Raw genomic sequence first — 14707 nt, forward strand, 5'->3', positions numbered from 1 at the left:
CGCCCCTCCTCCCCGCCCTCACCGCCAAGGCCAAAACCAGGGCCCACCCACCCGGAGGAGCCCCCTGCGCCTGCGGCGAAGCCACCGGCGCCGTCCTCGCGGACCGCCCCGACGCCACCGTCATCCGCCACGGCGACATCGTCGCCAAGGCCCACGCCCAGGACACGCACCCCGCGGAGCTGGCGATACGACTGGCCGTCGCCGCCCGCCTCCCCACCACCCTCCTCGCGCCCCTGCACACCACCCCCACGCCCCTCCACGACCGCCTCGTCACCTTCTGGCCCCACGGCACCCCCGTGGACCGTGACGACCCGGACGCGGCCCCTTGGGAGGCCACCGCCACCCTTCTGGCCCGGCTGCACAACGCCGACCCGGGGTCCCTCCCGCACCCGCTCCCCGCCATGCGCGGCCCGGCCAAGGCGGCCCGCGCCATCGAACGCCTCCGCGCGGCCGGCCGGCCCCACCCCGCCGCCGACCCGGTCCTGCGGGCCTGGCGCGCCCTCCCGCCCTGGGCCCGCGCCGAGGCCCCCGCACCGGGCCCGCCGCGCCTGTGCCACGGCGACCTCCACCTGGGCCAGCTCGTCCGCGCCCCGGACGGCACCTGGCGGCTGATCGACGTCGACGACCTCGGCGTCGGCGACCCCGCCTGGGACCTGGCCCGGCCCGCCGCCTGGTACGCGTGCGGCCTGCTCGCCCCGGAGGAGTGGACCCGATTCCTCGACGCCTATCGCGCGGCCCGAGGTCCGGCCGTCCCGCTCGACGGGGCCGACCCCTGGCCCGCCCTCGACATCCCGGCACGCGCCCTGACCGCCCAGACGGCCGCCCTCGCGGTCGCCAAGGCCGTCGCCGCGGACCGCCCCCTGGACGAGGTCGAGCAGGCGCTGACCGACGCCTGCGGCCGGATGAGCCGCACCTGAGCCGAGCGCCCGCCGCGCCACGCACGCAGGACGGGGGGCGACCCGAGTCGATCCGGGACCACGCAAGTTGACCTGAGACACGACGAAGTAGGGTGCAACGCACCGAAGCCGGGCAGACATCCGGCGAAGCATTCACCACCGGCGAGGAGTTGAGCCGTCCATGCAGTGCCCCAAGTGCCACGCACCGATGCACACGTACAACCGCAATGGCGTCCAGATCGAGCAGTGCAACGGCTGCCGCGGCATATTCCTCGACTACGGCGAGCTGGAGTCCCTGACCCGCCTGGAGGCCCAGTGGGGCGGCCCGCAGGTCCCGCCGCCGCCCGCGCCCCCGGCCCCCCAGGGCTACCCCGCCGCGCCGGCCCCCGCCTGGGGCGCCCCCCAGGGAGCCCACGGCGGTCATGGCGGCCACAGTGGTCACTACGGCCACGGCAAGCGTCACAAGAGCTTCGGGCACATGCTCTTCTCTTCCTGACGAGCCCCGGGTGCGCCCGGAAACGACGAACCCCCCGGCCGTGGAGACGGCCGGGGGGTTCGTGGGGTGGTGCGCGATACTGGGATTGAACCAGTGACCTCTTCCGTGTCAGGGAAGCGCTCTCCCGCTGAGCTAATCGCGCAGGTGAACCTGCGTGTGCTGCGTACTGCGTGCGCGATACTGGGATTGAACCAGTGACCTCTTCCGTGTCAGGGAAGCGCTCTCCCGCTGAGCTAATCGCGCGGGATCGACCCTCATGAAGGAACCCGCCGAGACGGCCTTCGTGAAGATCAGTGGACGATACTGGGATTGAACCAGTGACCTCTTCCGTGTCAGGGAAGCGCTCTCCCGCTGAGCTAATCGTCCTTGGAGGTGGAGACGGGATTTGAACCCGTGTAGACGGCTTTGCAGGCCGTTGCCTCGCCTCTCGGCCACTCCACCAGGAGTGCGGGGGTCGGGAAGATCCCCCACTTTCCTGCGAGCGGACGACCAGGTTCGAACTGGCGACCTCAACCTTGGCAAGGTTGCGCTCTACCAACTGAGCTACGTCCGCTTGTCTTTCCCGGTCCGCTTGCGCGTCCCGGCGACGTGTTGAACTCTAGCGGATTCCTGGGCCAGTACAAAAACGCGTTTGCGCAGCGTGCTGCGCTGAAGCCGGTCCGGGGCGCGGCCGGGACACCGGTCATAGACTCGCAGCCGTGCACAACCCCCCTCTGACGTCCCCACCCGCGCTCCCTCCCATGGCGCGCTTCGGCGGTCTGGTGGCCACCGGTCTGCGCGATGTGACCAGCGACCCTGCGGCTCTGGACTCCACCGGCTTCTGGGCGGTGTCCGCGGATTTCGAGGGAGGTCTGGTCTGCGCCCGCTTCGACGACGTGCGCCACGAGGCCGTGCCCGCCCCTGTCCCGGGGCTGTGGCGGGGCCCGGCCGCCGGTGACTGGACGTCGTCCCTCGACCGCGCCGCGTACACGGAAGGCGTACGTCGGATACGCGCGTACATCGCGGCCGGCGAGGTCTACCAGGCGAACCTCTGCCGCGTCCTCTCCGCGCCCGTCCCGGCCGGCGCCGACGTGGACGCCCTGACGGCTCTCCTCGCGCGCGGGAACCCCGCCCCGTACGCCGGAACGATTCGCCTGCCCGGACACGGCGTGGAGATAGCCACCGCCTCCCCGGAGCTGTTCCTGCGCCGCGCGGGCCGCGTCGTGGAGTCGGGGCCCATCAAGGGCACCGGACGGACCGAGGCGGACCTCCTGGAGAAGGACTACGCCGAGAACGTCATGATCGTGGACCTCGTCCGCAACGACCTGGGACGCGTCTGCGCGACCGGCTCGGTGACCGTCCCCGACCTCTGCGTGGTCGAGAAGCACCCCGGCCTCGTGCACCTCGTCTCCACCGTCCACGGGGAGCTGCGCCCCGGTGCCGGCTGGCCGGAACTGTTCGAAGCGGCGTTCCCGCCCGGCTCGGTCACCGGCGCCCCCAAGTCCAGCGCCCTGCGGATCATCGACGAACTGGAGACGGCGCCCCGGGGCCCCTACTGCGGCGGCATCGGCTGGGTGGACGCCGACCGGGGCACCGGAGAGCTGGCCGTCGGCATCCGCACCTTCTGGATCGACCGGGCCGAGGGGATGCTGCGCTTCGGCACCGGGGCGGGCATCACCTGGGGCTCGGACCCCGAGGGGGAGTGGCGGGAGACCGAGCTGAAGGCCGCGCGACTGCTGGCGGTAGCGTCAGGGGCGTACGAAGCGAGCGGAGGAACCCCAACGTGAAGATATGGCTCAACGACGGGCTGCGGGACGTCGACTCGGCCCGCGTCTCGGTGCTCGACCACGGGCTGACGGTGGGCGACGGCGTCTTCGAGACGGTGAAGTCCGTCGAGGGCAGGACCTTCGCCCTGACCCGCCACCTGGCCAGGCTCGCCCGGTCGGCGCGCGGCCTGGGGCTGCCCGAGCCCGACCTCGACGAGGTGCGCCACGCCTGCGCCGCCGTCCTGGAGGCCAACCCGCTGCCGCTGGGACGGCTGCGGATCACCTACACCGGGGGCCTCTCGCCACTCGGCTCGGACCGCGGCGACCAGGGCACGACACTGGTAGTCGCCCTCGGCGAGGCCGCGCGGCGGCCCGACTCCACCGCCGTGATCACGGTGCCGTGGACCCGCAACGAACGGGGCGCGCTGACCGGCCTGAAGACCACGTCGTACGCGGAGAACGTCGTCGCCCTGGCCCGCGCCCACGAGCACGGCGCCTCGGAGGCACTGTTCGCCAACACGGTCGGGCAGCTCTGCGAGGGCACCGGCTCCAACGTGTTCGTCGTGCTCGACGGCGAGATCCTCACCCCGCCCGTCGCCTCCGGGTGCCTCGACGGCATCACGCGCGCGCTGACCATCGAGTGGACGGGCGCCCGGGAGGCCGATCTGCCGCTGGACGTCCTGGAGCGCGCCGACGAGGTCTTCCTGACGTCGACGCTGCGTGATGTGCAGGGCGTCCACCGCGTCGACGGGCGTCAACTGCCCGCGGCCCCGGGTCCGATGACCACCAAGGCGATGCGGGCCTTCGACGAGCGAGCCGCGGACGACCTGGATCCGTGAGCGCCATCACGGGTAGAACACCCGTGATGACCACGACCCTGCGGCCGACCGGGCCGCTTCAGCGGAGCGCCGACGGCGGCAAGGCGCGCACGTACGACGTCTGTGTGAACAGCCGCCCCGTCGGTTCCATAGCGCTCGCCACCGACGAGGTCTTCGGCCCCGGCGTCTGCCGCGTGCGCGACCTGCGGATCGCCGAACCCGACCGGGGGCGCGGCCGCGCCACCGTGGCGGCGCTGGCGGCGGAGGAGGTCGCGCGCGGCTGGGGCTGCCGGCGCATCGAGGCGGACGTCCCCGCCGGGGCGACCGGGGCGCTGCGCCTGGCGACGGCCCTCGGCTATGTGGAGCGCAACCGCCGGATGACGAAGCCGGTACGGGACGAGCCCGCCGCGCTGCCGGTAGGCGTCGAGGGCCGGCCGATGACCGAGGACGAGTACGGGACCTGGCTGGCGCGGGCGAAGCGGGAGTACGCGCGGAGCTGGATCGACCGCGGTGTGCCCGAGCCGGAGGCGTACGCCAAGGCCGAGGCCGACCACGCCGCGGGCCTGCCGTACGGCGTGGCCACGCCCGATGTCGTGCTCGACGTGCTCACCGAGGACGGCGAGAGCGTCGGCGTCCTGTGGCTCACGCTGGGCGACGGTGACGCGTTCGTCCACGACGTCGCGGTCGACCAGCGCTACCGCGGGCGCGGCCACGGCCGTTCCCTGATGCTCCTGGCCGAGGCGCGGGCCCGCGCGGCCGGACGCGCCCGCATCGGCCTCAACGTCTTCGCGGGCAACGCCCCGGCCCTGTGCCTGTACGACTCGCTCGGCTATGAGCCGGTGACGTACTCCCTCTACAAGCCGTTGCTCTAGGAGTCGTCGGTACAGACAGCTGCTTTAGGAGCCCTCGGCGGCAAGGAGGCGGTCGATGATCGCCTCGACGCGCTCCCGCAGCCCCTCCTGGCTCTTGCCGCCGTCCAGACGCTCGCCGTCGACGACGTATGTCGGTGTGCCGGTGACGCCGATGGCCTTGCCCTCGGCCTGATCGGCGTCGACGATCAGGATGTGCCGGCCGTCGATCAGGGCGGTGTCGAACTCCTCCGCGTCCAGGCCCAGTTCGCGCGCGGTGTCGACCAGGAAGGGCTCGCCCCTGCGGTCCAGCTCCTGGACCCCGGCGAGCACCGCCTCGACGTACGGCCAGCCCGAACCCTGCTCGAAGGCCTCCTCGGCGGCCTGGGCGGCGGCGAAGGAGTGCTTGTGCTTCTCGAGGGGGAAGTGGCGCAGGCGCAGCTCGACGCGGTCGCTGTAGCGGGCTCGCAGGGCGCGCACGTCGTCCAGGGCGGTACCGCAGTCGGGGCACTGCAACTCGCACCAGACGTCGAGGACGACGGGGCGGGCGGGGTGATCAGGAGCGGAGTCGTTCATGGGCACAGTCTCCCACTCCTGGATGACCCTGATATGTCCCTGAGGTCCGCCCCGGCCGTGGCTACGCGGCATCCACCCGGGGCAGGATGGAAGGGACAACCGCGTACATGACCTCTGGAGGACCGGATGATTGCCGAGACCGTCTGTTCCGCCGTATCCGCGGCCGGGCTCGGCATCGCCGCGGTCACGGCCTATCGAAAGCGTTTCCTGACCGCGGCCCGCCTTGCCGCGTACTCGCTGGTGCCGGTGGGCCTCGTGCTGACGGGCGTCGTCGGATGGGCCGCCGACACCGCGTTCAGCCTCAAGGCGTGGGTCGGCTTCGGTGTGCTGGGCGCGGCCTGGCTGATGTTCCTCGCCACGCGCGCGGTGGAGCGCCGCACGGGCGGCACCCGTAAGGAGCGCAAGGCCGCGAAGGCCGCCCAGCGCGACGTGGTGGCCCCCGCCGCCTCGGCGCCCTCGCTCGGCCAGGGCGCGGGCCCGGCCGCCGCGAAGCCCGCGGCCAAGCCGAGGGCGGCCGCACCCGCGGACGACTTCAGCGACATCGAGGCGATCTTGAAGAAGCACGGCATCTGACGGAGGCGGGGGAGCGAGGCAGCGGGGGAGCACGAAAGCACGGCGTCCGGCAGCAGAACGGCGGGATAATCCCTCGTTCGAGTGCGGGATCCTCCGCGGGCTGTCGCGGCGGCGCGGGGCCGCGCGGAAGCTGCGGAACGCGCCGGGCGCTGGACTTATCCCTGTTCACGGGCCCCGGCGAACTGCCCTTTCGCCCGGGCGTGTTGGTCATCGGCCACCGGTCGGCTGCGTCATCATCACCGCGAGATGCTTGACACCACCACACCGGGCGATGCGGCCCCGCCGGACGACGGACGGCAAGCGGCACCGTCCCCTGAGCGACGACCTGCCGACGAAGCGCGGCACGCCCCTGACGGAGAGCGGCCCGCCCCTGACGAAGAACCGCGAGGCTGCCTCTTCGCCCTCTCCCAGCCCCCCCTGATGATCTTCCTGACGGTGGTCGGCACACTGATCCTGCTGGCGTCCCTGCACGACCTGCTGCTGCTCTAGGGCGTAACGCCCTAGCCCGCGGCTTCCTTGCGGCGGGCGCGGTACGCGGCGACGTGCAGGCGGTTGCCGCAGGTGCGGCTGTCGCAGTAGCGGCGCGAGCGGTTGCGGGACAGGTCGACGAAGGCGCGTCGGCAGTCCGGCGCCTCGCAGCGTCGCAGCCGCTCCTGCTCGCCGGCGACCACGAAGAAGGCCAGCGCCATCCCGCAGTCGGCCGCCAGGTGGTCCGCGACGGAAGCCCCGGGCGCGAAGTAGTGGATGTGCCAGTCGTAGCCGTCGTGGTCGGTGAGCCGGGGCGTGGTGCCCGCCGCCGCGATCAGTTCGTTGATGATCGTGGACGCGGCCCGGGGCTCGGGGTTCGCGAAGACCTCCGCGAAGCGGCCGCGGATCCGCCGCACATCGGCGAGGTCACGCTCCGAGAGCACTCCGACGTCGCTCACGTCGTGGGATCGTACGAATTCGGCGAGCGCCGCCAGGTCGCCGAGTCCGTCGGCTCCGTCGTCCTCCGGTGCGGTGTTCACCAGATCGACCACGGAGTCGAGAGAACACCGGGTGTCATGGGTGATCAGCACGATGCGCTCCCTGGCCTGGGGGTGGTGGGCCTCCCCGCTCATCGAGAGCTTGGGGAACGGTGCCCGCCGGTGCTGGCCGATGCTAGCGGCTTCCCCGCAGGACGCACCGGCGCCGTCGCCGCGGGCTTCCCGCGGCGACGGCGCCGGTCACTGATTCCTGTCCGCCTTGTGTCGCCGTGTCGTGTCGTGACTGCCTGCGCCGTCGCCCCGAGTCGGACGGCGTGAGGGGATCCCGACGCTCCTGCGCCGTTAACTTTCGGCCAGGATGTGTGACAGCTCCGTGTCGAGATCGAAGTGGCGGTGTTCCGTGCCGGGGGGCACGGCCGCGTCTGTTCGCTTCAGGAAGGACTCCAGGGCCCGCGCCGGGGCCTCGAGCAGAGCCTCCCCCTCCGGGGAACTCAGGGCGATGCAGACAACGCCCTGACCGTGGCTCCGGGACGGCCAGACTCGGACGTCGCCGGTTCCGGTGGGCCGGTGCAGGCCCTCGGCGAGGAGATCGCGGGCGAACACCCACTCGACCGTCTCCTCGGCTCCGGTGTGGAAGGTGGCGTGCACGGCATAGGGATCGGCCGTGTCATACCGCAGTCCTGCGGGTACAGGCAGTGAGGACTCGCTCGACACAACGAGGCGCAGGTGCAGCTCGCAGCTGACCGTGGTGTTCATAAGCGCCAGGGCCTTTCGCTCAGTGTGCGCTCGGGGATTCGCACGTCGGCGAAATCGACATGCCACCTACGGTGCCGTTGTAAACCCCTCTGAGGGTTTTGCGTGTCTTTAGGTAGCTCGATTGGCGGGTTCTCCCTTCCGTTCATGCGCCCATTCCGGTGACGGGTTTCCGTCCGGTAGGGTTTGGCCGTATGAATACGGGGAGTAACGAACCCGCGGAGGTCGCGGAACCGACCGTCGCGGCAGACGCCGAGCAGCCGCTCGGATCACGAGCGCCGCAGTACATCCAGGCCCGTAAGGCGCTGCACCTCAGCTGGCAGGTGGGCGTCTTCGTCGTGGGGCTCGCGGTCGTCGTCGCGGGCATCATCATGCTGCCGCTGCCGGGCCCCGGCTGGCTGGTGATCTTCGGCGGTATGGCGATCTGGGCGACCGAGTTCGTCTGGGCCCAGCTGGTGCTGCGCTGGACGAAGCGCAAGGTCACCGAGGCCGCGCAGCGCGCCCTCGACCCCAAGGTGCGCCGCCGGAACATCATCCTGACGACCATCGGCCTGGTCATCGTCGCGGTGCTCGTCGCCATCTACGTCTGGAAGTTCGGCATCACGATGCCGTGGAAGATCAAGGAGTGACCGAGAGGTGACTCCGAGGCGGTCGGGAGCACCCGCTGACATGCGGTAATGTTCTCTGTGCGCCCGGGCGATTAGCTCAGTGGGAGAGCGCTTCGTTCACACCGAAGAGGTCACTGGTTCGAACCCAGTATCGCCCACCCCGGATTGCGGCCCGGAGGCTTTTCAGCCTCCGGGCCGTTCTCGTATTCCCGTGCCTTTCAAGGGAATTGACGGGTCCACATATCCCGTGACGGCCTGTTGTCAGTGCATTCGGCCGAGCGCATTCCGGAACCGGCGTGCGTCACGCAGCCGTTGCTCGTACGTCGCCCCGACGGCGAGGAGCAGCAGACCCGCGAGCGCCGGTGGCAGCCAGCGGGGCAGAGCGCCGGTCACCTGCACGATGTACGGGGCCAGTTCGTGCAGCGCGTCCAGGGCGAGCACCCCGCCGCCGAGGACCAGTGGAGCGCGCAGCCGGTGCCGGGCGCCCGCCAGGGTCAGCGCGAGGGCCGCGACGCCGAGCAGCAGCGGGCGCTGCCAGTGCGGGTCGCTCCAGGCGGCGGCGAGGCTCGGCAGCAGTGTCGCGGCGAGGCCGGGGCCGTACGCCGTCCAGGAGGAGACCTCGGGATCGCGGCGCCTGCGCAGCAGGCCGATGAGCAGCGCGGGGACGGTGGCCGGCAGGGTGTACGCCTCCGGTGCCGTGACCTCCCAGGCGGCGAGGCGGACCCAGCTCGCCAGGAGGAACAGGGCGCCCGACGCGTAGGCCGCGGGGTGGCGGTCGGGGCGGAGCGCGGTACCCGCCGCGATGAGCCCGGTGAGGGCCAGCGCGAGCGCGAAGGTGGGGGCGTGGCCCACGGTGAGGGTGACGGCGACCGCGCAGGAAGCGGCCGCCATGATCTCCACGGGCAGGGTCAGCTGGTGCCGACCCAGGCGCGCCGCGGCGAACGCGGCCAGCGCGGGAACGGCCAGGGTGACCAGTCCGACGTGCCCCGGACGCAGCCCCCAGGAGGCACCCGCGGCGCAGGCGAACGCGGTGGCGTACGTGAGGGCCGCGCAGGCCGTGAGTACGGCGGCGCCCGCGGTTGCCCGGTGCGGGCAGCGGGTCAGCTGTACGCAGACCGCCAGGAACAGGACCGTGAGCGCGCCGAGGGTGGCGAGAGTCGCGGCCTCGGTGGCCAGGGCGAGGAACGCGACGCTCACCGAGGAGACAAGGGCCAGGACCGACGCCGGCAGGGCTTGTCCGGCGGACCCGGCACGGCCGGCGACGGCCAGCAGAGCGGCCACCACCATGACGTGGGCCGACACCCCGACGGCGTACGGGAGCCCGAGCCCGGCCGGCAGGGCGACGACGGCGGCCCAGCCGAGGACGGGTGCGCCATAACGGGCGAGATTCCGGACCGCGCCGCCGAGGGGGCCCGCCGCCGCACCGAGCGGATCGGCGACCGCGCCGAGCCTGCCGGCCGCCGGGCCGGGTGCGGCGCTCACCGGGTTGGGCGGGGTGGCCGCCGGACCGGGCGGGGTGGCCGCCGGGCCGGGCGGGGTGGCCGCCGGGCCGGGCGGGGTGGCCGCCGGGTCGGGCGCGGCGTTCACCGGGCCGGACGGGGGGCTCACCGGGCCGGACGGGGCGTTCACCGGGCCGGGCGCGGCGTTCACCGGGCCGGGCGCGGCGTTCACCGGGCCGGGCGGGGTGGCCGCCGGGCCGGGCCTGCCGACCGGCACGCCGAGCAGGCCGGGAGCCACCAGCAGCGTCCCCGCGATCAGGGCGAGGGCCAGGGGGGCCAGGAGCGGGTGAGGCAGGGGCAGTTCGGTGAGCAGGGCGGCGCGGGCGTCCTGCGGAGCGGTCGACCAGGGGCGGGTGGCCCAGCCGACCGGGGCGAGCAGGGCCATGGCGGTCACCGGCAGCGCCCACAGCGCCGCGAGGCCCTGTGCCGCGGCCGACGCGGCGGCGAGACCCCGTCGTACCGGCCGCGGCAACGCGAGGCGCACAGCCGCCAAGAGCACGATGCCGCACACCAGATAGCCCGGCACGGCCCCCGCCGAGGGCAGGGCGGGCCGCAGGACTCCGCCGACCGCGGCCACCGTGAGCAGACCCCCCGCACACGCGGCGCCGGTGGCGATCCGGGGCTCCCTCGCCCGCCACGCCGCTACGAGCGCGATCAGCGCGGCGAACAGGAGGAGGACGCCCGCGCGTGCCGCCGCCGTCGGATCCGCCGCCCGAGAGGAGAGCCAACCGGCGCTCGCCGCACCCCACAGACCCAGCGCGCAACCGCCCGCCAGCGCCACGACCCGCACGGACCTGACGGTCGTCCACAGCGCGAGCGCGGTGTCGAACGCCGCCGTCACGAGCAGCGCGGCCGTCATCGCGTGATCGCCCGCCTGCACGGCTCCCGCCCACAGGACCAGGGGGAGTTGGGCCGTGGCCACCGCCGTCGGCAGCGGCAGACGCAGTCCGCCGAGGAGCAGGCCGTATCCCGCCCACAGAGTGGCGAGAACCGCCGATGTGCCGGCCGCGTAGGAGAGGGCGTCCACGTCCGGCAGCGCCAGGTAGCGCAACGCGTACGCGTCGAGGACGGTCAGCGCGAGCGCCAGGCCCGCCACCGCCTCCGCCGTCGAGCGCAACGAGCGCCGCAGCAGGAGCGCGGGGGCGCCCAGCGCCACCAGGGTCACCGCCCCGAGGACCGCGCCGCGCCCGCCGATGCCCAAGTGGCCCCAGCTCACCACCGTGAAGGCGATCGCCGCGATGGTCAGCAGGACGCCGCCCAGTGTCAGCAGGACGTTCTGCGCGCTCGGCGGCGTGGCACCGGGGCCGGGCGGCCCGGCCGGGCGCGGGGACGGCCCTGCCGGGCCCGCCGCGTGCAGGACCCCGAGCAGCCAGGCGCGGCGCCGCAGCAACTGCGTCCGGCGCGACTCCAGTTGGCGCAGCTCCCAGTCGAGGAGGCGCAGCTCCTCGGCCGGTGGCGGAATGTTCGTCATGCCTCAGGAGTGTGGTCCGCGCCACCCCGCCCGGCATCGGCGCGGATACTCAGGACGTACTCAGATCCGGTGCGCCCGACACACACCGGGCAGACTCGCACCATGAACTGGTGCCACTACCGCTTCCGCAGCCTCTGGGACCTCCCCGGCGCCCCCGCCGAGGTCTACGCCGTCCTGGAGCGCGTCGAGGACTATCCGCTGTGGTGGCCGCAGGTGCGCGAGGCGACGCAGGCCGACGACCGCAGCGGCACAGCCCGCTTCCGGTCCTTCCTCCCGTACGACCTTCACGTCGCCGCACACGAGCGCCGCCGCGATCCCGGGGCAGGGGTCCTGGAGATCGCCATGACCGGCGACCTGGACGGCTGGGCCCGCTGGACGGTCCGACCCGGGCCGAGAGGGACGCTGGCCCGCTACGACCAGGAGGTCGAGGTGCGACGGCCCCTGATGCGGCGCCTCGCCGTCCCCGGCAGACCCCTGTTCCTGCTCAACCACGCCCTGATGATGCGCGCGGGGCGCCGAGGCCTCGCGGCGTATCTCGAAGCGGTTTGAAGGAAGGGCGCCCGGACCTGTATTGTTCAGTCCGTTCCCGGGCGATTAGCTCAGTGGGAGAGCGCTTCGTTCACACCGAAGAGGTCACTGGTTCGAACCCAGTATCGCCCACCCGGAGAATGCCGGTCCGTCAGCAGACGGACCGGTTTTTTCTTGCCCGCACGCCCTCTCTGCCCGGGCCCGCGCGCCGCCGACGCTCAGGCGGCCGCCCGTAGTTCGGGACGCAGCGGCCACGCCGGGTCCACCGTCTCCGGCGCACCGCTCTTCGCGAACCACGCCTGGAGGCCGCGCGCCTGCGCCGCGTGCCACACGGCCTGCAACGTATGCAGCTCGGCCGCCGACAGCCGCTCGAGGCGGGCCGCGAAACGGCGCCCCACCGCACGGACGACATCGAGCGCCGCCTGCGCGTCCGCCGCCGCGTCATGGGCCTCCGCCAGCTCCACCTCGTAGTGCGCGCACAGGTCGGTGAGCGTGCGGCGGCCCTTGCGGTAGCGGTCGAGCTGCTTGTCGAGCACGCGCGGATCGATCACACAGAGGGACGAGCCCTCCATGTAGCGGCTCAGCGACGAGGCGCGGTGCCTGCGCAGCTCCCGGTCCAGGAGGGTCAGGTCGAACGGCGCGTTCATCACCACGATCGGCCGCCCCGCCGCGCCCTGTTCGGCCAGATCGCGCGCTATCTCCTCCATCACCGGCGCGGGCCAGCGGCCGTTGCGCTGGAGGTGATCCTCCGTCAGTCCGTGTACCGCGGTGGCCTCCTCGGGCACCGGAACGCCCGGGTTCACCAGCCAGCGGGTGATGCGCGGACGGGTCCCCGCGCCCTGCTGGACGACGACGGCGGCCGACACGATCCGGTCGGTCTCGACGTCGACGCCCGTGGTCTCCGTATCGAATGCGGCCAAGGGCCCCTCGTACCAGCACGTCATGGTGACGCAACTCCTCGATCAGTTCCGGCAGATGACGTCGGTCTCTGCCCACGCTGGTGATACCCGGGCCGTTTGCGCTGTACGCGGCCCGGAGACAACAGAGGTACAGGGCCTTGGAATTGACGGCCCGAGCGGGGAACTACCGGGTTCGGAAGGCTTGTTGGACATGGCGCTCGCGCGGCCCGAACAGGGTGGGCTGCTGCCCGAGCGGATCGCACCGCCGCGCGGCACACTCGCCACCACCGCCTGTATGGAGACCCTCCAGGTGGGCTATCTGCACGCCGTCGCGGCCGCCGCGGGATGCTCCCTCTCCCAGCCCTTTCCGGACACCGGCATCGACTGGCACGTCAGCCACAGCGCTCCCGGGCACACGGTCGACGACGAGGTCACCATCAAGGTCCAGCTGAAGTGCACGTACCAGATCCCGCCGAATCCGGCGGGATCCGCCTTCTCCTTCACGCTCGACAACGCACACCTGGAGAAGCTCGCCCGCACGCCGGTCTCGGTCCACAAGATCCTCGTCGTGATGCTCGTGCCCCGGTCGCAGGACGACTGGCTGCGCGCCGGCCACGACCGGCTCGATCTGCGGCACTGCTGCTACTGGACCAACCTCGCCGGACACCCGGTGACCGGCCGGAGCAGGACCACCGTGCGCGTCCCGACCTCGCGGATCTTCGACGACCGCGCGCTCTGCGAGATCATGACGCGGGTCGGGACGGGAGGGAGACCCTGAGATGCACCGCCCCCACGACGAGCCCACGCCTCCCGTCCGCCCGCACCCCGCCCCCTCGGCGAGCCCGTGGGCGCGCCCGCCCGAGCCCGGCACGGTCGACCCCGCGGTGCTCGGCGCACTGCTCGCCCGGCACGGCTGGCAGCGGCGCGGGGGAGCCCCCGGCCGCTACGCCCGGTGGACGCCGCCCGGGCCCGGCGGCAACGGCACCAGCCTCCTCGTACCCGAGAGCCGCGCCTTCCCCGACTGCGACGACCTGATCGGCGAGGCCCTCGTCGCCCTCTCCCGCAGCGCCTCCCCGGCCGCCCGCGACGTGCTCGTCCAGCTCGCCGTGCCCAGCGACGAGATCCGCTGGTGGCGCGACGTGCCGACCGGACCCGCCGGGGCGGCGACCTGGCCGGTGGAGGAGCGACTGCGCTCCGCGGCCCGCCAGATGCTGCTCGCCGGGGCGCTCGCGGCGCGCGGCCGCGCCGGGTACTACGGGGCGCGGCACCGCGGGCCCGCCACCGCGGCCCTGGAGGACGTCCTGGTCGGACCCGCGCCCGGCGGACGCAGGCTCACCGCCTTCGTGCCCGTGATGACCGGGCGGCCGCTCGCGGTCCGACTGCACCAGGCGCTGTACGCCGCCCGGGAAGCCGTCGACTACCAGCGCGCCACCGGCGGCATGGACGCCTTCGACGGCGCGGTCGAGGCGGGCGTCAGCCACGAGCTGACCGAGGCGATCGTGGCCCTGGTGCGCGGCACGGAAGGGGCGCGCGTCGCCGTGGAGTGGGCGCCCGGCGCGGGGGTGCCCGAGGGGTGCGCGGCGCACGCCGAGCCCGTCGAGTTCTCGCCCGGCGACCTCACCGTGCTGCGCGAGGCGGGCGCCCGCTATCTGCGCGACGAGCCGTCGGTGCCGGTGCGGATCACCGGCACCGTGGTGCGGCTGCGGCGCACCTCGCCGCGGGGCGAGGGCGCGGTGCGGCTGCGGGTGATCGCCGGGGCGGAGGTCCCGCAGGTGCGGATGGCCCTGGACGAGGACTCCTACCGCGTCGCGGGCCACGCGCATCTGGTCGGCCTTCCGATCCGGGTGCACGGGCGACTGGAGAGCCGGGGCGGATTCCGCAGGCTCACCGGGGCGACCGGCGTCGTGCCGGTGCAGGTGGACGAGGCGGACCGGGACCGGCTGATGAAGTCGCTCCAGGAGAACCTCGACTTCTTCGAGGAGGGGTGCGGGACCGACTGAGCGGTGGCGGGGCGCGGGAGGGACTGGGCGGA

General features: G+C 73.2%; 16 protein-coding genes and 7 tRNA genes. 13 read left to right on the forward strand and 10 right to left on the reverse strand.

Annotation, left to right across the window (positions count from 1 at the left end):
- Positions 1-917, forward strand: a 917-nt coding sequence (locus IG54_RS0122080; RefSeq protein WP_030787072.1) for an aminoglycoside phosphotransferase family protein, incomplete at its 5' end; no start/stop codon positions are given.
- Positions 918-1077: 160 nt separating this feature from the next.
- Positions 1078-1392: a zf-TFIIB domain-containing protein gene (locus IG54_RS0122085; protein WP_078594371.1), complete on the forward strand. Its 315-nt coding sequence runs from the start codon at positions 1078-1080 to the stop codon at positions 1390-1392.
- Between the two features lie 67 nt (positions 1393-1459).
- Here IG54_RS0122085 and IG54_RS0122090 read toward each other — a convergent pair.
- The 5 genes from IG54_RS0122090 to IG54_RS0122110 form a co-directional block, all read right to left on the reverse strand.
- A tRNA-Val gene (locus IG54_RS0122090) sits at positions 1460-1534 on the reverse strand.
- 29 nt (positions 1535-1563) lie between these two features.
- Positions 1564-1635 (reverse strand) — tRNA-Val (locus IG54_RS0122095).
- 51 nt (positions 1636-1686) lie between these two features.
- Positions 1687-1758: transfer RNA gene (locus tag IG54_RS0122100), tRNA-Val, on the reverse strand.
- Between the two features lies 1 nt (position 1759).
- Positions 1760-1833 (reverse strand) — tRNA-Cys (locus tag IG54_RS0122105).
- A gap of 39 nt (positions 1834-1872) precedes the next feature.
- A tRNA-Gly gene (locus tag IG54_RS0122110) sits at positions 1873-1945 on the reverse strand.
- 187 nt (positions 1946-2132) lie between these two features.
- On the opposite strand from IG54_RS0122110, the gene IG54_RS0122115 reads away from it, so the two are divergent.
- From IG54_RS0122115 to IG54_RS0122125, 3 genes are read left to right on the forward strand one after another with little or no spacing between them, the layout of a single operon-like run.
- Complete coding sequence (locus IG54_RS0122115) at positions 2133-3158, forward strand: chorismate-binding protein (protein ID WP_030787078.1); 1026 nt, start codon at positions 2133-2135, stop codon at positions 3156-3158.
- Positions 3155-3976 (forward strand): aminotransferase class IV, encoded by an 822-nt coding sequence (locus IG54_RS0122120; protein WP_030787081.1) that lies wholly within the window; start codon positions 3155-3157, stop codon positions 3974-3976. The genes IG54_RS0122115 and IG54_RS0122120 overlap by 4 nt, the downstream gene beginning before the upstream one ends.
- Before the next feature lie 26 nt (positions 3977-4002).
- Complete coding sequence (locus IG54_RS0122125) at positions 4003-4827, forward strand: GNAT family N-acetyltransferase (protein ID WP_030787083.1); 825 nt, start codon at positions 4003-4005, stop codon at positions 4825-4827.
- 24 nt (positions 4828-4851) lie between these two features.
- On the opposite strand, the gene IG54_RS0122130 is transcribed toward IG54_RS0122125, so the two are convergent.
- A complete protein-coding gene (locus IG54_RS0122130; protein ID WP_030787086.1) occupies positions 4852-5379 on the reverse strand; it encodes a DsbA family protein in 528 nt (175 codons plus the stop codon).
- 126 nt (positions 5380-5505) lie between these two features.
- Between IG54_RS0122130 and IG54_RS0122135 the strand changes: the two genes are divergently transcribed.
- Entirely contained in the window at positions 5506-5952 is a 447-nt protein-coding gene (locus IG54_RS0122135; RefSeq protein ID WP_030787089.1) for a hypothetical protein, read from the forward strand.
- A gap of 246 nt (positions 5953-6198) precedes the next feature.
- Positions 6199-6441, forward strand: coding sequence for a hypothetical protein (locus IG54_RS0122140; protein WP_051819799.1), 243 nt, complete (start codon positions 6199-6201; stop codon positions 6439-6441).
- An 11-nt stretch (positions 6442-6452) separates the two neighbouring features.
- Here IG54_RS0122140 and IG54_RS0122145 read toward each other — a convergent pair whose 3' ends face one another.
- Positions 6453-7010 (reverse strand): CGNR zinc finger domain-containing protein, encoded by a 558-nt coding sequence (locus tag IG54_RS0122145; protein WP_030787095.1) that lies wholly within the window; start codon positions 7008-7010, stop codon positions 6453-6455.
- Between the two features lie 249 nt (positions 7011-7259).
- Positions 7260-7673 carry an SsgA family sporulation/cell division regulator gene (locus tag IG54_RS0122150; protein ID WP_003959770.1) on the reverse strand — a complete coding sequence of 138 codons (414 nt, stop codon included), beginning with the start codon at positions 7671-7673 and terminating at the stop codon, positions 7260-7262.
- Positions 7674-7864: 191 nt separating this feature from the next.
- Here IG54_RS0122150 and IG54_RS0122155 point away from each other — a divergent pair, with 191 nt between their 5' ends.
- Both IG54_RS0122155 and IG54_RS0122160 read left to right on the forward strand, forming a co-directional pair.
- Complete coding sequence (locus IG54_RS0122155; protein WP_030787100.1) at positions 7865-8299, forward strand: TIGR02611 family protein; 435 nt, start codon at positions 7865-7867, stop codon at positions 8297-8299.
- 65 nt (positions 8300-8364) lie between these two features.
- Positions 8365-8436, forward strand: a tRNA-Val gene (locus IG54_RS0122160).
- 103 nt (positions 8437-8539) lie between these two features.
- Here the strand turns inward: IG54_RS0122160 and IG54_RS0122165 are convergent.
- Complete coding sequence (locus IG54_RS0122165) at positions 8540-11248, reverse strand: SCO7613 C-terminal domain-containing membrane protein (RefSeq protein ID WP_030787103.1); 2709 nt, start codon at positions 11246-11248, stop codon at positions 8540-8542.
- Positions 11249-11350: 102 nt separating this feature from the next.
- Between IG54_RS0122165 and IG54_RS0122170 the strand changes: the two genes are divergently transcribed.
- Together IG54_RS0122170 and IG54_RS0122175 are read left to right on the forward strand one after the other, a co-directional pair.
- On the forward strand, positions 11351-11797 hold the full coding sequence (locus IG54_RS0122170) for an SRPBCC family protein (RefSeq protein WP_030787106.1): 447 nt from the start codon (positions 11351-11353) through the stop codon (positions 11795-11797).
- Between the two features lie 39 nt (positions 11798-11836).
- Positions 11837-11908, forward strand: a tRNA-Val gene (locus IG54_RS0122175).
- An 86-nt stretch (positions 11909-11994) separates the two neighbouring features.
- Here the strand turns inward: IG54_RS0122175 and IG54_RS0122180 are convergent.
- Positions 11995-12720 carry a 3'-5' exonuclease gene (locus IG54_RS0122180; protein WP_030787109.1) on the reverse strand — a complete coding sequence of 242 codons (726 nt, stop codon included), beginning with the start codon at positions 12718-12720 and terminating at the stop codon, positions 11995-11997.
- Positions 12721-12886: 166 nt separating this feature from the next.
- Between IG54_RS0122180 and IG54_RS0122185 the strand changes: the two genes are divergently transcribed.
- A complete protein-coding gene (locus IG54_RS0122185; RefSeq protein ID WP_030787112.1) occupies positions 12887-13453 on the forward strand; it encodes a DUF4365 domain-containing protein in 567 nt (188 codons plus the stop codon).
- A gap of 1 nt (position 13454) precedes the next feature.
- A complete protein-coding gene (locus IG54_RS0122190; protein WP_030787115.1) occupies positions 13455-14675 on the forward strand; it encodes a hypothetical protein in 1221 nt (406 codons plus the stop codon).
- Positions 14676-14707: the final 32 nt, after the last annotated feature.

This window comes from Streptomyces sp. NRRL S-920, from assembly GCF_000717945.1.
GTDB classification, from domain to species: domain Bacteria; phylum Actinomycetota; class Actinomycetes; order Streptomycetales; family Streptomycetaceae; genus Streptomyces; species Streptomyces alboniger.